This window comes from Pedobacter sp. SYP-B3415 (assembly GCF_004138205.1).
Taxonomy (GTDB): Bacteria; Bacteroidota; Bacteroidia; order Sphingobacteriales; family Sphingobacteriaceae; genus Pedobacter.
This window is the reverse complement of sequence record NZ_RXNQ01000031.1, coordinates 25,720-46,205: the sequence shown is the minus strand read 5'-3', so window position 1 is coordinate 46,205 and position 20,486 is coordinate 25,720. Positions and strand designations below refer to the sequence as shown.

At 47.9% G+C, this 20,486-nt stretch carries 23 protein-coding genes; 8 read left to right on the top strand and 15 right to left on the bottom strand.

The features are described 5' to 3' along the window. Positions 1 to 164: 164 nt before the first annotated feature. From gap to EJV45_RS10560, 4 genes are all read right to left on the bottom strand, one after another. Positions 165 to 1,163: a type I glyceraldehyde-3-phosphate dehydrogenase gene (gene gap / locus EJV45_RS10575; protein WP_129715649.1), complete on the bottom strand. Its 999-nt coding sequence runs from the start codon at positions 1,161 to 1,163 to the stop codon at positions 165 to 167. A 17-nt stretch (positions 1,164 to 1,180) separates the two neighbouring features. After that, positions 1,181 to 2,221 (bottom strand): GlxA family transcriptional regulator, encoded by a 1,041-nt coding sequence (locus EJV45_RS10570; RefSeq protein ID WP_129715648.1) that lies wholly within the window; start codon positions 2,219 to 2,221, stop codon positions 1,181 to 1,183. Between the two features lie 364 nt (positions 2,222 to 2,585). Then, entirely contained in the window at positions 2,586 to 2,999 is a 414-nt protein-coding gene (locus tag EJV45_RS10565; RefSeq protein WP_129715647.1) for a VOC family protein, read from the bottom strand. Between the two features lie 97 nt (positions 3,000 to 3,096). Continuing rightward, the gene (locus tag EJV45_RS10560; RefSeq protein ID WP_129715646.1) at positions 3,097 to 4,119 is read right to left on the bottom strand and encodes an LLM class flavin-dependent oxidoreductase; all 1,023 of its coding nucleotides are present in this window, start codon (positions 4,117 to 4,119) and stop codon (positions 3,097 to 3,099) included. A gap of 193 nt (positions 4,120 to 4,312) precedes the next feature. On the opposite strand from EJV45_RS10560, the gene EJV45_RS10555 reads away from it, so the two are divergent. Then, entirely contained in the window at positions 4,313 to 5,092 is a 780-nt protein-coding gene (locus EJV45_RS10555) for a DUF3667 domain-containing protein (protein WP_129715645.1), read from the top strand. Positions 5,093 to 5,164: 72 nt separating this feature from the next. After that, positions 5,165 to 5,599, top strand: a complete 435-nt coding sequence (locus tag EJV45_RS10550) for a DUF1801 domain-containing protein (RefSeq protein ID WP_129715644.1) — start codon at positions 5,165 to 5,167, stop codon at positions 5,597 to 5,599. Positions 5,600 to 5,743: 144 nt separating this feature from the next. Here EJV45_RS10550 and EJV45_RS10545 read toward each other — a convergent pair whose 3' ends face one another. The 4 genes from EJV45_RS10545 to EJV45_RS10530 form a co-directional block, all read right to left on the bottom strand. Beyond that, on the bottom strand, positions 5,744 to 6,622 hold the full coding sequence (locus EJV45_RS10545) for a hypothetical protein (protein WP_129715643.1): 879 nt from the start codon (positions 6,620 to 6,622) through the stop codon (positions 5,744 to 5,746). Then, a complete protein-coding gene (locus EJV45_RS10540; protein ID WP_205942368.1) occupies positions 6,622 to 7,026 on the bottom strand; it encodes a VOC family protein in 405 nt (134 codons plus the stop codon). Before EJV45_RS10540 ends, EJV45_RS10545 begins: the two co-directional genes overlap by 1 nt. Positions 7,027 to 7,106: 80 nt before the next feature. Continuing rightward, positions 7,107 to 7,859 carry a DUF3667 domain-containing protein gene (locus EJV45_RS10535; RefSeq protein WP_129715642.1) on the bottom strand — a complete coding sequence of 251 codons (753 nt, stop codon included), beginning with the start codon at positions 7,857 to 7,859 and terminating at the stop codon, positions 7,107 to 7,109. A 2-nt stretch (positions 7,860 to 7,861) separates the two neighbouring features. Then, a complete protein-coding gene (locus EJV45_RS10530; protein ID WP_129715641.1) occupies positions 7,862 to 8,116 on the bottom strand; it encodes a hypothetical protein in 255 nt (84 codons plus the stop codon). 216 nt (positions 8,117 to 8,332) lie between these two features. Here EJV45_RS10530 and EJV45_RS10525 point away from each other — a divergent pair, with 216 nt between their 5' ends. Beyond that, on the top strand, positions 8,333 to 8,908 hold the full coding sequence (locus EJV45_RS10525; RefSeq protein WP_129715640.1) for a hypothetical protein: 576 nt from the start codon (positions 8,333 to 8,335) through the stop codon (positions 8,906 to 8,908). Positions 8,909 to 8,964: 56 nt separating this feature from the next. On the opposite strand, the gene EJV45_RS10520 is transcribed toward EJV45_RS10525, so the two are convergent. Beyond that, positions 8,965 to 9,201 (bottom strand): hypothetical protein, encoded by a 237-nt coding sequence (locus EJV45_RS10520; protein WP_129715639.1) that lies wholly within the window; start codon positions 9,199 to 9,201, stop codon positions 8,965 to 8,967. Positions 9,202 to 9,378: 177 nt separating this feature from the next. Between EJV45_RS10520 and EJV45_RS10515 the strand changes: the two genes are divergently transcribed. Together EJV45_RS10515 and EJV45_RS10510 are read left to right on the top strand one after the other, a co-directional pair. Continuing rightward, entirely contained in the window at positions 9,379 to 10,230 is an 852-nt protein-coding gene (locus EJV45_RS10515) for an SDR family NAD(P)-dependent oxidoreductase (protein WP_129715638.1), read from the top strand. Between the two features lie 41 nt (positions 10,231 to 10,271). Beyond that, entirely contained in the window at positions 10,272 to 11,120 is an 849-nt protein-coding gene (locus EJV45_RS10510; protein ID WP_370291313.1) for a helix-turn-helix domain-containing protein, read from the top strand. Positions 11,121 to 11,257: 137 nt separating this feature from the next. Here the strand turns inward: EJV45_RS10510 and EJV45_RS10505 are convergent, their stop codons facing one another. Further along, positions 11,258 to 11,650, bottom strand: a complete 393-nt coding sequence (locus EJV45_RS10505) for a VOC family protein (RefSeq protein WP_129715637.1) — start codon at positions 11,648 to 11,650, stop codon at positions 11,258 to 11,260. 224 nt (positions 11,651 to 11,874) lie between these two features. Between EJV45_RS10505 and EJV45_RS10500 the strand changes: the two genes are divergently transcribed. Both EJV45_RS10500 and EJV45_RS10495 read left to right on the top strand, forming a co-directional pair. Then, complete coding sequence (locus EJV45_RS10500; RefSeq protein ID WP_129715636.1) at positions 11,875 to 12,240, top strand: nuclear transport factor 2 family protein; 366 nt, start codon at positions 11,875 to 11,877, stop codon at positions 12,238 to 12,240. 172 nt (positions 12,241 to 12,412) lie between these two features. Beyond that, positions 12,413 to 13,732, top strand: coding sequence for a S41 family peptidase (locus EJV45_RS10495; RefSeq protein ID WP_165305033.1), 1,320 nt, complete (start codon positions 12,413 to 12,415; stop codon positions 13,730 to 13,732). Positions 13,733 to 13,745: 13 nt separating this feature from the next. On the opposite strand, the gene EJV45_RS10490 is transcribed toward EJV45_RS10495, so the two are convergent. The 3 genes from EJV45_RS10490 to lepA all read right to left on the bottom strand — a co-directional run bounded on the left by EJV45_RS10490 (position 13,746) and on the right by lepA (position 17,070). Next, complete coding sequence (locus EJV45_RS10490; protein WP_129715634.1) at positions 13,746 to 14,126, bottom strand: VOC family protein; 381 nt, start codon at positions 14,124 to 14,126, stop codon at positions 13,746 to 13,748. Between the two features lie 60 nt (positions 14,127 to 14,186). Then, positions 14,187 to 15,068 carry a bifunctional 5,10-methylenetetrahydrofolate dehydrogenase/5,10-methenyltetrahydrofolate cyclohydrolase gene (locus EJV45_RS10485; protein WP_129715633.1) on the bottom strand — a complete coding sequence of 294 codons (882 nt, stop codon included), beginning with the start codon at positions 15,066 to 15,068 and terminating at the stop codon, positions 14,187 to 14,189. Positions 15,069 to 15,282: 214 nt separating this feature from the next. After that, entirely contained in the window at positions 15,283 to 17,070 is a 1,788-nt protein-coding gene (gene lepA / locus EJV45_RS10480; protein ID WP_129715632.1) for a translation elongation factor 4, read from the bottom strand. 119 nt (positions 17,071 to 17,189) lie between these two features. Between lepA and EJV45_RS10475 the strand changes: the two genes are divergently transcribed. Continuing rightward, entirely contained in the window at positions 17,190 to 18,536 is a 1,347-nt protein-coding gene (locus EJV45_RS10475; RefSeq protein WP_129715631.1) for a deoxyguanosinetriphosphate triphosphohydrolase, read from the top strand. Between the two features lie 16 nt (positions 18,537 to 18,552). Here EJV45_RS10475 and EJV45_RS10470 read toward each other — a convergent pair whose 3' ends face one another. Beyond that, on the bottom strand, positions 18,553 to 19,311 hold the full coding sequence (locus EJV45_RS10470) for a copper homeostasis protein CutC (RefSeq protein WP_129715630.1): 759 nt from the start codon (positions 19,309 to 19,311) through the stop codon (positions 18,553 to 18,555). Then, positions 19,308 to 20,333 (bottom strand): N(4)-(beta-N-acetylglucosaminyl)-L-asparaginase, encoded by a 1,026-nt coding sequence (locus EJV45_RS10465; RefSeq protein WP_129715629.1) that lies wholly within the window; start codon positions 20,331 to 20,333, stop codon positions 19,308 to 19,310. Before EJV45_RS10465 ends, EJV45_RS10470 begins: the two co-directional genes overlap by 4 nt. Positions 20,334 to 20,486: the final 153 nt, after the last annotated feature.

Below are 20,486 nucleotides of genomic sequence, written 5' to 3'. Positions count from 1 at the left end.
ACAGGGGGGCTTGATTCAGAAGACTCAGGCAAATACTGTTTTGAGACTGCTTAGAAGGATTCTATTTCATTCAGCCAATTTTTACCGGACAACAGTGACTAAGTGTTTATGGGTTTCTGAACCACGATGCAAACCGGGAAGAATTTTTCATAACGCGCAGCCAATCAGGCTTGCTGCTTTTCCGGTAAAAGAATACTTACCATTTCAGCAATCCGGTTAGATATGCCAACTTCATTATCATACCATGTTACCACCTTAACCATTCTGCCAATGTTTTTGGTCATGCTGCCATCGATTATTGATGAATGGGTATTACCGAGAATATCTGCAGAAACAAGCGGTTCTTCTGTGTATTCCAGAATACCTTTGAGTGCATTGTCAGCGTAATGCCTGAAAAGATCGTTAAGTTGCTGCGCAGATACCTCACGTTTCAGGTTGATCGACAAATCGGCAATGGAAGCATCGATAACAGGCACCCGGTAAGAATAACCATCCATAATTCCTTTCAGGTTAGGCAGCACGTCGCCAATTGCTTTTGCGGCGCCTGTTGTTGTCGGAATGATGGAATGTGTTGCTGCGCGGGCCCGGCGAAGGTCTTTGTGCGGCGCATCCTGCAGGTTCTGATCTGCAGTAAAAGCATGTACAGTTACCATAAAACCGGATTCTACACCAAATTCTTTATCAAGGATATAAAGGACCGGGGCAATACTGCCTGTGGTACATGAGGCCGTCGAGTAAATGTCATCATCGCCAATCAGCTCGTCGTTGATGCCATGAACAATCGTTTTCACGCCGCCTGTGGCAGGAGCGGTGATCAGCACTTTTTGCGCGCCCGCGCTAATATGGGCCTGCGCCGCGTGGCGGTCTGTAAACCGGCCGGTTGACTCAATCACAACGTCGACCTCCATCTCGTGCCAGGGAAGTTTTGCGGGCTCCCTCTCACTAAGCAGACGGATTTTGCGGCCATTCACAATGATATTTTCGCCATCTTCCGATATCTCTCCCGGGAAACGCCCATGGGCTGTATCATATTTTAGCAGGTGCGTCAGGGTTCTTATATCTGTCAGATCATTGACCGCGACAACTTCTGCATTCGATTTATTTTGGAGGGCGCGAAGGGTCATTCTCCCGATGCGGCCAAATCCGTTAATTGCTATTTTCATAACTGTTGTGTTTAAGATCAAAATGTATTTTCAGCGATTAAACCGGTCAGCGACGTCCTGAACGCCCGCCGGTAATCGGATGGGGTAACCATAAAGTGGCGCAGAAAAACCCGGCGCATAGACACAAGGCCGCCTAGTCCACATGCCGCTGCGACTTGTTCAAGTGACATAGCGCCATCTTCAAGGTGTCTTCGGGCCGCTTCAACGCGCAATTTTTCCAGATACCGGGCAGGCGGTAAACCTGTTTGCCGGTGAAAAACACGTGTAAAATTCCGTTGACTCATGTGGACGTGTTCAGCCATTGTTGCCACATCGAGCGGCTCCCCAATGTGTTTTATAAGCCAGGGTCTAAGCTTTGCAGCAAGTTCGTGCGTCTCGTGAATGGGAAGAAGGTTGCCAAATTGCTGTTGAAAACCCGGACGGTTAAGATAAAATACCAGCCTGCGTGCTACCTGCAAGGCTATGTCCCGGCCAAGGTCTTCCTCAACCAAGGCCAGGGCAAGGTCAATTCCGGACGATACACCGCCAGAGGTATAAATTTTTCCGTCGCTCACATGGAAGGGGTTAGAGTCTACCAAAATCTTCGGGAAGTTCCGGCTAAGCAGTTCGCTGCGGTCCCAATGGGTGGTTGCCCTTTTGCCATCAAGCAGGCCTGCTTTCGCGAGCGAAAAGGCGCCTGCGCAAATCGAGCCGATCCGGCGCATTTCCTGTTCTTTTGCTATCAGCCAGGAATAAAATGACGAATACCTGGGATCGTCAAGATTCTGGGCGCCATGCGTGCCCGCAATCAACAGCGTATCAATGGAATCGCTTATATCGAACACAGTCTGACTGCAGGTGATATCCAGGCCAACTTCATTTGTCACTACCCGATCAGCCGTAGGCGCTACAACCCGGACAATGTAGGAGGCGTCTTTACCGGCAGCCTCAAGAACGGCATTGGCGCTGTTAAATACATCGACGGGTCCTGAGAAGTCGAGTAACATTCTACCTGTCATTGCCACGATTACTACATGTCGTTTCGTAGCTCCAGTCTCAGTGCGTTTCTCCTGATTCATGAAACAAATCTAAGCTTTCTGAGATCAGGCTGAAAGGACATAAATTATACAATTCAGGCCAAATCAGATCTCCCTCTAGTCTCGTTTTATTGGAGTTTATAGATTAGATCCGCGCCCGATCTAAAAAAGCTGTTACGATCAGCCGTTTGCGAAGCATATCCCAGCTCTATACGCCGATGCGCTGGAAATTATCAGAAAGGGTCAGACACATAAGTCGATGTCCGTCAGGCTTTACTGTGTCTGGAAGCGGGATTTTTTAAGTCTATTGTGCATGACTTTAGATGCAGGGTTCATCCAGCAGATGTTAGAAAACGCCAGCAGACCGATTAACCGGCGCTGCTGGCGTCGTAAATGGGTATAAGTTTTAAACTTCTGACTCCGGCGCGCCGTTCGGGTCCATCCAAACAAATTCCCAATGGTGGCCGTCGGGATCATCAAAGCTGTGCTGGTACATAAAGCCATAGTCGCTTGCCGGGTTAGGAATTGTTGCACCGGCGGCTTCCGCTTTGGCTACCATTTCGTCAACCGCTTCTTTGCTATCTGCAGAAAGGCAGATGGAACATTCAACGGCTTTATGTGCATCGACAATCTGTTTGTCGGTAAAAGTCTGAAAAAATGCCCTTTTCAACAGCATGACGTAAATTGTGTCGCTGATCACCATACAGGTTGCTTTTTCATCGGTAAACTGCGGATTGAAGCTATAACCGAGTTTGCTGAAAAATGCAACAGAACGGTCGAGGTCTTCAATGGGCAGGTTGACGTAAATTTGAGTTGCCATCGTATTTCTAATTTGTTTACCCAAAATTACGTTTATCGACTTTTGCCGAAAGCGTGCAAATACGACAAGCGCGCGGGCGTTTTGTGACTTATTATCTTTATCTCCAGCCCAACGCAGGCGCTACATGTGTCAGAATCGAAGACAATACATGCACATTGTACTCAACGCCCAGGGTATTCGGAATTGTTAGCAAAAGCGTATCTGCCTCTTTGATTGCTTCATCTTTCGCAAGCTCTTCATTGAGTTGATCCGGTTCGGCGGCGTAACTTCTGCCAAAGATTGCGCGCTTGTCCTGTTCAATCATTCCGATCTTATCTGTACGGTCGGCTTCCCGGCCGAAATAGTAGCGATCCTGGTCATTCACGAGCGCAAAAATTGACCTGCTCACAGAGACCCTGGGCTCGCGGGTGTGACCCGCTTTTTTCCAGGCCTCGCGGTAAAGCCTGATCTGTTCAGCCTGCTGTTCGTGAAAAGGTTTGCCGCTTTCATCATACTTCAGGGTTGAGCTTTGCAGGTGCATGCCGTTTTCGGCGGCCCACACAGCGGTAGCGTTGGAAGCTGCTCCCCACCAAATCCGTTCCCTCAGGCCAGCTGAATATGGCTCGAGCCGCAACAGGCCGGGCGGATTAGGAAACATTGGGTAGGGGTTGGGCTGGGCAAATCCGATACCCTGAAGTTTTTCGAGAAACTGCAGCGCTTTTCGCCGGCCCATATCGGCATCGTTTTCACCTTCATCCGGCGTGTAGCCGAAGTGACGCCAGCCTTCTATGACCTGTTCGGGCGAACCCCGGCTAATGCCCAACTGGAGCCTTCCTTCAGAGATCAGGTCGGCCGCTCCCGCGTCTTCAACCATATACAATGGGTTTTCGTACCGCATGTCAATTACGCCTGTGCCTATCTCGATCCTGCTGGTCTTTGCGCCTACGGCCGACAGCAAAGGAAAGGGCGAGGCTAGCTGCGCTGCAAAATGATGCACGCGGAAATAGGCACCGTCAAGGCCGATCTCTTCGGCCGCCACAGCGAGATCAATAGATTGCAGCAGCGTATCACTTGCTGTCCTGACCTGATAAGCCGGATGGTTGGCCCAATGCCCAAAAGATAAAAATCCGATTTTTTTCATATGTCCTGCCGGTAAATTTAAGCGTTAATCTTTGATCTGAAAACAGCCGGCGAGCAACAAGTGTTGGCTGAAAGTCAAGAGATCTATACACGATTTTTCAAGCCGGCAATGTCTATAAAACAAATGGGTGAAGCAGGTAACTTGTATATATAAAACATAACTGCTAGTTTCGGGGAAATTAACCCCTCATACAATGATTTGCGCAAATTGCAGCACTGAATTCAATACCAAATACTGTCCGGAATGCGGCCAGGTTGCCCGGGTCAAACGCATTAATGGTCACTATATTCTTCATGAAATAGAACATGTGCTGCACTTCGAAAAGGGTATCCTTTATACCATCAGGGAATTGCTGATCAGGCCAGGAGACAATGTACGGCGCTTCATTACTGAAAACAGAAGCCGCCTGGTTAAACCGATCATTTTCATCATTGTTACCTCACTTATCTATACGCTTGTGAACCATTTCTTTCACATCGAGGAGGGCTATGTGCAATACCAGGGCGGCAAAACATCTTCGGTTAGCCATATTATGAAATGGGTTCAGGATCATTATGGTTATTCAAACATCATTATGGGTTTGTTTATCGCATTGTGGATACGGCTGTTTTTCAGGAAACATGATTATAATGTCTATGAAATTCTGATCCTCCTGTGTTTTGTAATTGGGATGGGTATGTTGATTTATGCCATGTTTGCCATTGTACAGGGATTGACGCACATACATGTAATGACAGGTGCTGGTTTTGCCGGGCTCGCTTACACAAGCTGGGCTATCGGGCAGTTTTTTGATAAACGGAAAGTGATTAACTACTTTAAGGCATTGGCTGCTTATATTCTCGGAATGATTACTTTTATGATTGCTGCAGCGCTGTTGGGCGTGCTGATAGACATTGCCATGGGAAACAGCGCTGGCACTTCTGTTATCAAGTTGTCAAACATTCCCTTGCAGTCAGTAACCATATTGGGCTGATATACCAAAAAAAGGCAAGTTTCAGTGTCCAATTGACAAACCATATAACAACTGCCTTTTTATTCGACTGTTATGGCTGAAATCAAGACAAAACCTACTGCCGCAGATGTAGGGGAATTCATCGATGCGTTCGCCGATACCGAACAAAAGCGCCTGGATGCCCTCCAGCTGTTACAATTCATGCAGGAAGTTACCGGGCACACGGCTAAGGTGTGGGGATCGTCCATTATAGGATTCGGTAGTTACCACTACACATCCGAGCGGAGCAGGCAGGAGGGAGACTGGCCGCTGGTCGGTTTCTCGCCACGCAAGGCGGCCATTTCCCTGTATGTATACTCAGGCGCACCGGGACAGGAGGAATTACTGGCTGGTCTCGGTAAATTCAAAATGGGAAAAGGCTGCATTTACATAAAAAAGCTTGCTGATGTCAATCAGGAAGTACTCAAACAGCTCATCGAAACAACGATCGTTTTTTTGGAAGACAAGTACGGCAAAGCTGCTATTTAATGATATTTCGGCAGCTAACCCGGGTGTCAGGGGTAAGCGGTCGAAAGTAACTATACCAGACCTGCACGTGCCACCGTCATTTGGTTGGTGAGCCATGCCGGATGTTATCCTGCAGCAAGTGCAGCCCGGCAAAAATGGATAACTTTATAAACTTCCTGAGTCAGGCCAGTTTTTCCAATGGGTGTTTGGCTTTAACCGGGGCTGATAAAGCGCGGGATTTCCGCTCACGATTACTTTAGCAATCAGCTGCCAGGTTTCATAGGCGCCCGGCCTGTTCTCGTTCCAATTCTGCCGGTTTCGTTCATTTGTAGCTTTTTCCTGCTGTCTTATCATGCCGGCGAACTGCTCAAAGCTCAGTTTTGTTCCTCCGGCTCCGGTGTGCGTCTGATAAGTAAGAAGCATCTGTCGTTCGCTCATAGGTTCATTGGGAGTATAATTAAAATCCCTGTGATGCCATTCGTCAACAACCAGTATCTTTTTCATTCCCGACGGCAGCGACTTTCGAAGTTCCGGATCTGTTGCGCGGAAAAGCGCCCTGTGGCTGACAATGACAAGCCGGGCCATCTCTTCTATACGCACGCTGCCCGATTCTGTCTCGCTAAGCTCAATCCCGGCTTCGCTGAATGCGCGACTGGTGTACGTTAACGAAACCTTCGATCCACGCACCAGCCAGAAAGCTGCGCCTTCCTTTATTTCTTCACCATTAACGCTTTCTTCAAAACTGTTAGCTAAAACAGGGTAAATGCTGTAGCTATTGGTGGAGCGGCCGTTGTAATGTTCAAGATTAAGCAGACAATTACCGTAGTAATGGATATCAAGGCTGATTGCCCCGGCCCGCGGATTATAGCCGAGCCGTTCAACGGCAATGGCCCATCTTTCACGTTCATCACAGAAAACGTTCAAACGAACATCGATGAGGTAGGAGTACGGCTCGCCAAGCATGACGAAACCATCATTACCATCGTTGCTATGATCAAGCTTATCCAGTATTTCCTGTTCAGTAGTCAAAGAAGACACAAACATTACATGACCGGTTCGACAAGCAGGACATTAAATTTATGACCATCAGGATCGGCGAAGCCCCCGTACAGGAAACCATCGTCGTCCCGGGATGGCTCACGAAAGACACTTCCGCCCGCACTTTCGGCCAATCTCATCCATTCATACACCTCTTCCGCTGAGTTTGCAGAAAGGGAGAACATCACTTCATGACCACTGCTCAACTGATCGGCATGAATACCGAAGGCACTGGCAAGTTTCGGCTTTCTGAAGAAATGAATAACCAGATTATTTTCGGCAAAGAGAAAACTTGCCAGGTCGGCTGTTGCTGCACCATTAGGCTTAATTCCCAGCGCCAGGTAGAATTCAGCTGATCTTGCCACATCCTCAACGCCTAAATTCACCCATATTTGTTTCGTGATCATCATTTGTTGTGTTTGACTTCGGAATCAACCAATTCGACCTCCGCAATATCTTTACGTTTTACCGTTTTTTAAGTCGATCGAGGTTAAGCCGGCTTAACCTGCATTTGAACAATTCCCCAGATCACCCCGAGCAGCACCTGGAAAATCAAAATAGAGATCATCACCATGACGCTTCTCATCACCAGCGTCCATTTGCCATACCCGAAGGGCGAGAATAACTGCCGGTAGTACCAAACGTCGTACAAAAACACCGCGGGTGTGACTACCCCGATATAAATCATTGAGAGTACCTTGATATCAGTGTAAAAAATTACCACTATCGTGAATAACAGACCAATTATCAGTTCGGCTGCCGCTTTGTAAGAGTTTGCAACCAGGTGTTCTGAAAAATTCATTTTGGCCCGCCTGAACCATAAAAAACTGAAAACTGAATTGAGCGGAACCAGCAGGATGATCACCAGCTTGGGGTACTTAGATACAAACTGCTCGAATGCGTTCATAGCCTGTTTGTTATTTCCCGGGGTAAGTTGGGAAATCTTCACATGAACATAGGGAGAAATGAGTGCGGTAATGGTAAGAATGAGAATGATCAGTGTGATGAAGCTGAAGTAATTCACACGTTTTCCCTGGATGTATTCGCGCACGCTGTGTCCGGGCCGCGTGAACAGTTCTTTTACGGTATACAGCAGACCTTTGTCTACATGCCAGACGCCGTGTACAAAATCATGCTCTACAAAGTGTTTGATCGAATAACGGTGGGTACTCGCCTTTTGCCCGCAATCCGGACAGTATTTTGTTGTTAATGGCGCGGTACAATTCAGACAGCCGTGTGACATGGTTATAGAGCCTCTCGTAGTTTAATTTCTTTATTAATCATCATCAGGTTGATGAGGTTCGGCAGGTAGACAGGAAACAAGGTAAACGCAATCGCGGCAAGGTACCTGAGTTTTGGATCTGTAAAAGCCAGATACAATAACGCAGCAAAGGCAAGCAGCATAACTGCACCAAGGCCGGTAAGAATTCTTTTTATCAATTGTCGCTTTTCATAAAGCTGTTCAAGCGTGAGCGCTTTATGGTCTTGTTTCGTGATCATAGTCTGTTTAGATTGGTAGATCAAAAATAAAAGAAATGTTTAATTATAAGGGCATTCCGGTTGAATATCCTTTAAAAGATATTTAAATGCGCGCGCGGGCTCTTCACAACAACTTGAACCAGTCCATGCCGTTTGGCGCAAACTTTTTTCAGTATTAATGGGTTTGTTAACTGTCTGGCCGCCTGCATTTGCCGATGATTACCAAATCAAGTTTTTATGTCAGTTCTTCTCATCCGGATTCTTTTTTTCTGTTGTGTTCCAACAGGGATATATCTGCTGGTCACTGGTATCAGGCTGCTCAGAAAGGGCTTTAACGGTTCACTCGTGCTCGACATTCCGTATACGCAAACGACCGGGACTTTTACCCTAACGGAAGCTGGTCGTTTTTCAATCTGGCAAAAATCTCCGCTGTTGAAATTAACGCCCGCCGGCAATTACAAGCCTGTTATTCGTAATGCACGCACGAGCGAAATAATCCTGCTTTCCCGCTCACTGCTCAACATGCAAACCAGTAATTTTCACGAGGGTCGAATGGAACTGTTCACCTTTGAGGCACCGGCTGACAGGTATTTGCTTGAGCTGGAGCCTGGCTCTGGTCTAAGCGGCATACAGCATAGGCTCGCCGCTGCATTGTCATCAGGCAGCATAGATCTTTCAAAACACTTTATTCAGATCAGAAAGAGTCAGCCGCAGATAATGACTTTATTAGCGATTCCAATTATTATTATCGGTTCGGCAGGTACCCTTGGTGGATTTATACTCGGGCTTATTGCTGATCAGCTGTTTGCTTAGCTGGGCATAGTGCGTGGTTTTATAGTGGTGGTTACCCGGATCTGCAACAACTACGCTCATTTTTCGCCGGTTATTTTTCTTGCAAACCTATCCTTAACATGCCGCTGTATGTATGTCGCCAGTCCGCGACCGGCTTCTGCACAGCGAGTCATGGCCTTTATATTTGCGGCGCCGGCGCTGGCATTTGTGTACTCGTAGGTAATGCCGTTAACAAAACGTACGCGGATAAATCCTGAACCGGCCTCATAGCCCGTTACGCCTGAATCTCCGTGTTCATTTGCATATTTTTTCATAGTCGAATCCGCTGCTTGTCCTGAATTTCGGCATACATCTATCGCGCGCTAGCGTCATAACAACGTACACAAGTATACAATCGTTTGAAGAATCCGCAATCCGGCTACAAAACTTCCCGATTTGGCTACATCGTCTGATGAACTGTTAAAGAACTTTGTTACATCAAAATTACAGGTATGAAAAATGAATTAAAAAGTAAGGTCTGGTTTATCACCGGAGCCTCGCGTGGTTTCGGGCGGGTATGGACAGAAGCAGCATTACAAAGGGGGGATAAGGTAGCAGCAACAGCACGTAACCCTGCAAGTCTGGCGCCGTTGAAAGAACAGTTTGGCGAGAATGTATTGCTGATCGAGCTGGATGTAACGAATCCAACGCAAGCCGCACAAGCCGTGCGACAGGCATATGATTATTTCGGAAGGCTGGATATCGTATTAAACAATGCAGGGTATTCGCTGGTCGGAACGATTGAGGAAGCACATTCTGATGAAGTTAAGGCTATGTATGAAACCAATGTATTCGGTCCGCTGGCTGTTATCCAGGCTGCATTGCCCATACTACGAGAGCAGGGCGGCGGTCATATTCTTGGTACATCAAGTAATCTGGGCCATGTCACCTTACCCGTTATCGGCTATTACTGCTCAACGAAGTGGGCGTTTGAGGCCATACATGAAAGTCTTGCTGCCGAGGTGCAGGCATTCGGCATCAGGGTGACGATCATCGAACCCGGCGCCTATGCTACTGAGTTCGCCAGTCAGGATTCGCTTCGTTTCGCTGCAGGAATGGATATGTATGCAGGTGTGAAAGAGCAGTTTTTTCAGTCACTTCAAACGTTACCAAAGGGTGATCCGCTGGCTACGCCCCAAGCGCTCTTTAAAGTAGTGGACGCGGAAAGTCCGCCCCTGCGCTTCCACCTTGGCAGCGAAAACCTGCCCTGGGTAAGAGCGGCCTATGCCGAACGCCTGGCCGTATGGGAAGAATGGGATGCTGTCTCAGTTTCTGCGCAGTCTTTAAACGGGCGGCAGTCCTGAACGCGGCGCCGGATCAATTGATATCATTAACTTTGATGGTGATGAAAAGAGAAGAAAAAAATCTGCTCAGGTTTGATACCCTGGCTGATGCCCACAGGGCATTTGGCATAACAGCGCCGCTGCATCCGCTGATCAGCATGATCAAGCAGGCGCCATCCTGGTCTGCACTCGGAATACCTGCACAGCATGTCTTAGGTTTTTATAAGATCTCATACAAACCAAAACTTTCCGGCAAGCTGCGCTATGGGCAGGGCTATTATGATTTCGATGAGGGCGGACTGCTGTTTGCAGCTCCCGGACAAATCATGGGACATCTGGAGAACGAGGAGGCCGTTTGCTCTGAGTATACATTACTTATTCATCCGGACTTCTTTCTTGGACATCCGATCGCCAAAGAAATTGGTCAATATGCGTTTTTCTCTTACACCACCAACGAGGCGCTGCACCTCTCAGAAACCGAAAAGGCTACCATCATGTCAGTTTTTAAATTTATGGAAGAAGAACTGAACAGTCGCATCGATGATTTTAGTCAGAATGTGATCATAGCGCAACTTGAATTGCTCCTGAACTATGCAAACCGCTTTTACCGCCGCCAGTTCATTACGCGCAAAGCTGCCAGCACTGACCTGCTGCAGCGACTTGAAGACATCCTGAATGGCTACTTTAATGACGAGCAGGCCTTGAGCCGGGGCCTGCCCAGCGTCCAGTTTCTGGCGGAAAGTTTGAATCTTTCTCCGGGTTACCTGAGCGACATGCTGAGGACCCTCACCGGCCGGAACACGCAGCAGCACATTCATGACAAGCTCATGGAAAAGGCGAAAGAAAAGTTATCGACTACACGGCTGACTGTTGGGGAAGTGGCTTATGCTCTTGGCTTTGAACATCCATAATCTTTCAGCAAGCTGTTCAAAACAAAAACAAATCTGTCTCCGCTCGAATTCAGACGCTCCTTCAACTGATGCAAACGGTCGAATCACGTATCAAGGCCTCCGTTTCAAGATGGAGGCCTTTTGTCGTTGCGGCCTGACTAACTCATTGAAAATAATCCGAATGGATTGCCTTCTGTATCAACACAGATAGCGCAAAAACCATACTCGCCGATAGAAAACTTTGGCCTGCTGACTGTGCCTCCGGCCCCGGCAACGCGCGCTTCCTCAACGCTGCAATCCTCGCACGGGAAATACACCATAGTATTTACGCAATGTCCATCGCCTTCTTTTGTTCCCGGCATCTCAATCAAGGCCCCGGAGACACCCTGATTTTCCATCGGCGAAAAAAATGCCATTTTCATGCCTTCGTCCGATTCGCCAGGCGGATTGCTGTCAATAAAATTTGTTCCGATAACTGCGTTGTAAAACTTTTTTGCGCGTTCGATATCCTTCACGTAAATCTCGAACCATGCGATGATGTTTTGATTCATTGCTGAGGTGTTTTGTTTATCAAATGTACGTTGCACAGGCGGTTAGTGCCATGGTCGCTTGCGCCAAATGAGCGGGCGGTTTGTGACAATTCGTTGGAGAGGGATTTTCCCGGCTTGCAAACACCCGGGATACTAAAGTTGTTGTAGCCGTATACACGGGTAGCATGCTAAGACAGGCTGTAAACTTGTAACCATATGCCACTGTCGTTAAACCAGCATAAATCATGACAAACAAAGATCTACTCCATAAGGCAAATGCGGCGATAACGGCCGGCAACCACGAAGAATTCCTGACCTATTGTACAGATGATACCGTATGGGAATTTGTCGGTGAACAGACGCTTCGCGGCAAAGAGGCGGTGCGCAGGTATATCAATGAAACCTATCTAGAGCCACCGGAATTTATAGTCGAAGATCTGATCGCTGATGGAGATTTATTAACAGCGGTAGGAGAGATCAGCCTGAAAGAGGAAAGAGGTGAAACAAGATATTACCGGTATTGTGACGTATGGCGCCTCCGCGATGGTAAGCTGCACAGCTTAAGGGCATTTGTGATTGGAAAGAGTGGCTCGGTGATAGAGGATGTATAATCAATGCTTGAATCATCTAACCTGGCGCACGTAAAAATGCCGGCGAAAATGTAAACATTGCTCTTAAAGTTTACTTTTGCAATGCATGCGTTTTAAACTGATTCTTTATTCCCTTGTCTTCCTTTTTTGTTTCAACAGCGCTAAAGCTAGGCCTTGTAATTGCCAAGAGGTATTGCGTAATAGCATAAAAGCGGTAGCCGCAAACTATTCGCTATTTAAAACGAAGGTTACGCGGTCCAATTCGTATTCTTATCACGCATTCAATTCCGTTTACCTGGAAAAGGCGCAGCACGTGGCTGACAGTCGAAGTTGCCAGGCGCTGATGGACGAATGGGTTAAATTCTTTAATGATAGGCACCTCTGGGTAATAGTCAATCCGACTGGCGAAAAAATCAGTTATATCAGTAAACAGCTGAACTTAAAAATTGCCCGTTCCAGATGGGCGGATAAAAAAATTGCGAAAGATTCGATAGAAGGCCTCTGGGAAATGGAAGGCTATCGAGCAGTAATCATTCCTGATAAAAACATATATGGCCATTTTGATGCCCTGATTGTATCATCTGATAACAACGTTTTCAAACCTGGAATGTTGAAAATGCACCTTTGGAAGCGAGACGGTTTTTACGAGATGGACTTCTATCGCCGCGATTCCACAGTCGTTAGATCTGCAATCAGATTCACCGGTCGTAATACACTGATAGACAATGATGATATAGCCTGGCGGCGGATGGAACCCCTCAGCCCTGGTACGCCGGTGCCGTCATTACATGAGCTTTCTGTGAATGACCCATACCGGCCGACATTGAGTTGGCATGATAGTGTCACGGCCATCTTCACGCTTCCCAGCTGCGCACCTCGGTACGCTCCGGTAGTCGACAGTGTGATAAGTCAAAATAGAGAAAAGCTGGCATCCTGCGCATATTTGGTCATTGATATCCGTAATAATGGAGGCGGCAGCGACCGGACGTACAGGGCGCTGCTACCGTATATGCTGAGCGGGCCCGTCGTCATGCCAAAAGTCGGCTACTATATGACCGAAGAAAATGTGAAATTATTCAGAAGCACTGGCATACTAAAGAGCCTCAATTCAAAAGACACATTGCAGCGAGATACCATGCTAACGGCTGTATCATCATCACCGGTAACAGCTAATACTTATCATGAAAAGCCAGTTCAGGTTGCTATCCTCATGGGCCCGCAGACAGCCAGCAGTGGCGAAACGTTTGTGCTCAAGACTAAAGCGAGTCCGCGTGTCAGGACCTATGGCCAGGCAACAGCAGGCTGTGTAGATGGATTCAACGGCAATGTTATCGATGTAGGCGGCGCTACGTTACGATATCCAACATCTGTTCGTACCGTCAATCTGCCCGAAGATGCTATAGACCCCTTCGGTATTTTGCCTGACGTTCCGGTATCACCGCATGAGCCGGAACCGCTCCGGTTTGTAATCGGGCATATGAAAACTGCGGATGCAAACAAATTAAACCGGTAAGATTTCAGATCAATCAGTCGACGGGTTCCCAAAGCTCAATAGCATTGCCTTCCGGATCGAGAAGGTGCACAAACTTGCCGTACTCATAGGTTTGAATTTCATCAGTGAACTTTATGCCCTCACGTTGTAATTCTGAAACGAGCAGCTCGAGATCATGAACACGATAATTGATCATGAAATCTTTTTGTGAAGGTGCAAAGTAGGCTGTGTCGGCGGGGAAGGTGCTCCAGGCCGTTGATCCCGTTTTTTCCGGATTCTGCTCATCCCGCCAGTTAAAGGTAGCACCATAGGCAGTGACAGGAATGCCCAGATGTTTTTGGTACCATTCATTCATGGCAGCAGGATCTTTGCACTTAAAGAATATGCCGCCAATACCGGTTACTTTCTTCTCCATTGTCTGTTCAATGTGCTTATGTATATCATCAGATAGCTTGTGGTCCTGCCACCGATTATCTTAGCCGTAAATCTCTTTTCTGGCCGATGCAAGCGTATTCTTCAGCAGGCCTACAATTGTCATCAGGCCTACACCGCCGGGTACCGGAGTAATATATGATGATTTCGGTGCAACATTTTCAAAGTCGACATCACCAAACAACTTAAATCCTGACTTCGTCTGATCTGATGGTTCCCTGTTTATACCCACGTCGATAACAACGGCGCCCGCTTTAACCATATCGGCCGTAATAAAATTTTTCTTTCCAATAGCTGCTACAATGATGTCGGCCTGCAGAACCTGTTCCTTCAAATTTTTGGTTCGGCTGTGCGTAAGGGTCACTGTGCAATTTCCCGGATTGGCGTTGCGGGCCATAAGGATACTCATCGGCATGCCGACAATGTTGCTTCGTCCGACAACAACACAATGTTTGCCTGTGGTATCAATCTCGTAGGCCTCCAGCATCAGCATAATCCCGTAAGGCGTAGCCGGCAGATAACAGGGGAGGTTTCTGACCATTCTGCCCAGATTGATCGGGTGAAAACCGTCGACATCCTTTTTCGGATCAATCGCTTCTGTCACTTTTTCCGGATCAATATGTTTCGGTAGCGGCAATTGAACAATGAGTCCGTCAACACCCGGGTCTGCATTAATCTCCCGCACTTTCTCCAGAAGCGCTGCTTCAGACACTGTAGTGTCAAAGCGAAACAGTGACGACTGAAAACCGACTTTTTCGCAATTCTTCATTTTGCTGGCCACATAGGTCTCACTGCCGCCGTCATTGCCAACCAGAATAGCCACCAGGTGTGGTTTACGACCTGCTTCAGCAAGAAAGGCTGCAGCTTCTTCAGCAATGTCCAGTTTGATTTTTTCAGATACGAATTTTCCGTCTAGGATGTTCATGGTTTATCGGTTTAATAACCCCTTGCAATATTTCCGGCGAAATACTCCCCACCACGATCCGGCTGCGCACTCCGCTGTTGAACTTGCCTGGCAGCTACATGGCCAGAGGTTGGTATCGGTTTAAGTTGATATATGCGGCATCTGTCTTTTAATCAACATTTATAGTGTGATAAATGTCTAATAATCAATCAGATGCCGATTTCTAAATTCAGTATTAGTCAAGTTTGAGCACCGCCATAAATGCAGATTGCGGTATCTCTACGTTTCCGACCTGACGCATACGTTTTTTACCCTTTTTCTGTTTTTCAAGCAGCTTACGCTTACGCGAGATATCGCCGCCATAACACTTCGCCGTAACGTCTTTGCGTAAGGCACGAACGTTTTCACGGGCAATAACTTTTGCTCCGATCGAAGCCTGGATAGCTATTTCGAACTGCTGACGCGGAAGAAGCTCGCGCAGTTTCTCGCAGATCTTTTTGCCAAAATCGTAAGAATTTGCACGGTGAATAAGTGAAGACAGGGCATCGACAGGCTCCTGGTTCAGGCGGATATCGAGACGCACAAGATCTGACTTGCGATACCCGATCTGGTGGTAATCAAACGAAGCATAACCCTTGGAAATCGTCTTAAGCTTGTCGTAAAAATCAAAAACGATCTCGCCCATTGGCATTTCGAAGATCAGCTCTACACGGTCTGCCGTCAGGTATGACTGATTAACGATAATCCCGCGTTTCTGAATACAAAGGCTCATGACCGGGCCAACAAATTCGGCTTTGGTAATGATGTTTGCTTTGATGTATGGCTCTTCCACGAAATCCATCTTACTTGGATCAGGAAGATCTGAGGGGTTGTTTACAATAATTTCCTCGCCCTTGGTCGTGTAGGCAATGTACGAAACGTTGGGTACGGTCGTGATCACTGTCATGTCGAACTCGCGCTCCAGCCGCTCCTGGATAATCTCCATATGCAGCATACCGAGAAATCCGCAACGGAAACCGAAGCCAAGCGCGGCAGAACTTTCAGGTTCAAAAACGATCGAGGCATCGTTCAGCTGCAACTTGTGCATACTCTCACGCAGCTCTTCGTAATCTTCGGTATCAACCGGGTAAATACCGGCAAATACCATTGGCTTTACTTCTTCAAAACCCTGAATGGCCCCGGCCGCAGGGCGGTCAACCGTAGTGATCGTATCACCCACTTTTACTTCCCGGGCTTCTTTGATGCCCGAAATAATGTAACCCACATCGCCGGTTTTGATCGAAGTGCGGGGCGACATATCCAGTTTCAGCACGCCGACTTCGTCAGCAAGATACTGTTTACCCGTATTGATGAATTTTACTTTATCGTTCTTTTTAATTTCACCGTTTACCACTTTGAAGTAGGCGATGATACCGCGGAATGAATTAAAAACCGAATCAAAGATCAGCGCCTGAAGTTCCCCTTCAGGATTACCGACAGGCGCAGGCACGCGGTCAATAATGGCCTCAAGGATATCAAAAACGCCCATTCCGGTTTTCCCGGAAGCGGGAATAATGTCTTCACGTTTGCAGCCGATGAGCTCAATGATCTGGTCTTTTACTTCCTCGGGCATTGCGCCGGGAAGATCCATTTTGTTAAGCACCGGTATGATTTCCAGGTCATGTTCCAAAGCCAGGTAAAGGTTTGAAATAGTCTGAGCCTGAATACCCTGAGAAGCATCGACGATGAGCAGAGCACCCTCGCAGGCTGCAATAGAACGGGATACCTCGTATGAGAAATCCACGTGTCCGGGGGTATCGATGAGATTGAGCACATAGTCCTGACCATTGAGCGAATAGTTCATCTGAATGGCGTGGCTCTTGATCGTGATGCCGCGTTCGCGCTCCAGATCCATATCATCAAGCAACTGGGCCTGTGCTTCGCGCTGGGTAATGGTTTTTGTGTATTCAAGTAAACGGTCGGCCAGGGTACTTTTTCCATGGTCGATATGCGCAATAATGCAAAAATTACGTATGTGCTTCATCAGTGGGCGCAAAGATACGATTTTGACTTTATAAAATGGGTCATGAGACAATGTCGATCAGCTATGGTCCATGGCGATGGGAGTTGCTCAGATAAAAAAATGAAATACCTTTGCACCGCATGGAATGGAAAGACCTTTTATCAAGCCGCCGTTGGGGATATGCGCCAAATCCTGATCAGGATGATGACGCCGCCCGATCACAGTTTCAGCGCGATTACGATCGCCTCATCTTCTCATCGCCATTCAGGCGCCTGCAGAATAAAACGCAGGTCTTTCCGCTGCCGGGCAGTATCTTTGTGCACAACCGGCTTACACACAGTCTTGAAGTGGCCAGCGTTGGGCGCTCGCTCGGACGCATTTTTTATAACCGCCTGAAGAAAGACCGGCCTGACCTTGATCTGGAACTGCCCCTGATCAGTGAGGCAGGAAACATTGTTGCCGCCGCTGCACTGGCACATGATATCGGCAATCCCGCATTCGGACATTCCGGCGAAGCCGCCATTTCCAGGTATTTTACAGATGGGGAAGGCCGCCGGTATGAAGCGGACCTGCTGCCTGAACAATGGTCAGACTTTGCCAGCTTTGAAGGGAATGCCAATGCCCTGCGCATCATGACGCATTCATTTCATGGCAAGGGAAACGGGCAGTTCGCGCTCACGTATTCTACGCTTGCCGCGATTGCGAAATATCCATGTTCTTCAGACGCAGGCAAACAAAAGAAGATCCTCCACAGGAAAAAATATGGTTTCTTTTATTCAGAGCGTGAGACTTTTTCGGCGATTGCCGAAGAGCTGAAGCTTGCAAAGGAAGACGGCGTACAACCGATCTACAAAAGACATCCCCTTGTTTATCTTGTTGAGGCCGCAGACGATATTTGTTACGGCGTGGTCGACCTCGAAGACGCACACCGGCTCAAAATCCTGTCTTATGACGAAATCAAATCATTGCTGCTGCCGATCTGCGGGGACGACCGCATGGAAGCCCGGCTGGAGAATGATATGAGTGATGATGATGCTAAAGTCAGTCTGTTACGGGCCAAGGCAATCAACAACCTGATTATGACATGCGCGGACGTGTTTTACACACACCAGGACGAAATTCTGGCCGGTACCTTTAACAGCAGCCTGACCGATGCCCTGCCTGAACCGCTTTTGTCGGCCTGGAAAACCATTGCAGACGTTTCAGTAAAAAAGATCTACAACTACTCTTCGGTTATTCAGAAAGAAGTGTCGGGATATAAAGTGATGGCTGGCCTGCTCGAAGAATTCGTCCCTGCGGTGGTAAACGGCAAGGGTCATTACTATCAGAAGCTTGTGAAATTAATCCCCGGGCAATTTCTCACAGAAAGGGAAGATACCTATTCGAAAGTGCAAAGTGTGCTTGACTTTGTTTCAGGCATGACCGATCTCTACGCTGTGGAACTTTATAGCAAAATTAAGGGCATTTCGTTTCCATACATTCCGTAGCCGCAGGGGTGGCCGGTTATCCGGTTGTATAAACATGCGCCGGCAGGCTGTTTAGGGCATCAACAAGTTCACGCACCTTTTCTGGTGTTGTCTGCTCGAAACTATATTCATCGGTCAGACTTCCCATCAATGCGTCAGTATTCCGGAATAACATATTGCTCGGAATGTGTACTTTACAGGAAGCATGGAATTGTTCTGCACCGGTCGTTGCCAGTTCAGCGATATTTTGTGCGTTTACGCCGGCCCCGGGCATAATTTCGATCCGGCCGGCTGCCTGCCTGACCAGGTCGGCAATCGTGTCTTTACCTGCTATAGCACTTTTTCCGGCACCAGAGGTCAGAATGCGCACAATACCCAATCTGATCAAATCTTCAAGGGCCTGGCATGGTGCGTTTGTCATGTCAAATGCCCGGTGAAAGGCGACGGGCAGGGGGGCTGCAAGTGCGATCAGCTCAGCCATACGCGCCAGGTCAATGTTGCCATCCTGATCGAGTATGCCTGTAACTATTCCGTCACAACCAGTTGATTTGCAAAACTCTATATCGGCTTTCATGACGCTGTACTCAAGACCGGTATACAGGAAGTCACCACCTCGCGGCCGGATGATTGGCCACAGTTCAATGCCGAGCATCTCTCTGGCCAGCTGCAGTTGTCCTGCAGAGGGAGTTGTACCGCCTTCGGCCAGGTTATCACAAAATTCAACCCGGATGGCACCGCCTTCCTGCGCCGCAAGTGCAGATGGAAGGGAATTTGCGCATACTTCTATACCCCTCATGACTGATAGTAGCTTTTACCCTTAATAAGCGTATCCTGCTTGTCAGCGTTGCAAACCGCATAACTGAAACCTTTCTGGATAGCATACGCGCCATATTCTCCCTTTTTGTTCAGCGCGAGAAAACCTACCTGTATATTTTTAGCGGTTTCAGGTTTTTTCCTGATGATGCGCATGACGGCCTCTTTGCAGGCTGCTTCCGGTGAATAACCCTGCCGCATCAGTTCGACAACCAGGAAGCTGCCAACATTCCTGATTACCTCTTCGCCTACACCGGTTGATGTGGCACCGCCAACCTCGTTGTCTACATACAGTCCGGCACCGATAATTGGGCTGTCGCCTACACGACCGTGCAGTTTGAAGGCCATTCCGCTGGTTGTACAAGCGCCCGAAAGGTTTCCCTGGGCATCAAGTGCCAGCATTCCGATTGTATCATGGTTGTATTGATTTCCCGGTAACCTGGTAGGTGCAACTCTATACGTCTTGTTCTCTATATTGATCACAGGCTCATACTTTGCTTTCTTCAGCCATTCTTTCCAGGCCTTCTCTGACTCTGCCGTAAGCAGGTTTTCCTTTTTGAAACCATTCTCAAGGGCAAATTGGAATGCGCCGTCGCCTACAAGCATGACATGCGGCGTTTTTTCCATTACCAGGCGGGCTACAGATATCGGGTGTTTGATATGCTCCATACCGGCCACAGAACCGCAGTTGCCATTATTGTCCATAATGCAGGCATCTAAGGTAACTTTTCCATCCCGGTCAGGTAATCCGCCGTAACCAACAGTTTGTATTGCAGGGTCTGCCTCAGGCACGCGTACACCTTTTTCAACCGCATCAAGTGCAGCCCCATTTTTTGACAGGATGGTCCAGGCGGCCTTATTTGCCGGGATGCCAAAATCCCATGTTGAAATGACGACCGGCTTCCCGGCAGCGGGTTTCAGGATGGCTGCGCCGAAACTTTTCTGCGCCGCCAGAAACGACGCTGAGAGGACCGAACCTTGTATGAATTTTCGTCTGTTGAGCATGTTTGATTAATAAGTGTCGTTGCGGCCTGTAAAAGCGCGCCCCCGAAGATAAAAATAAGCATGAAATGCTGCCTACTTATTTTCTAAATGCATAGGACCAGGGCTTGCGAATTCACATGCTGATGGATAAATTTTATCCGCCAGCATGTAAAT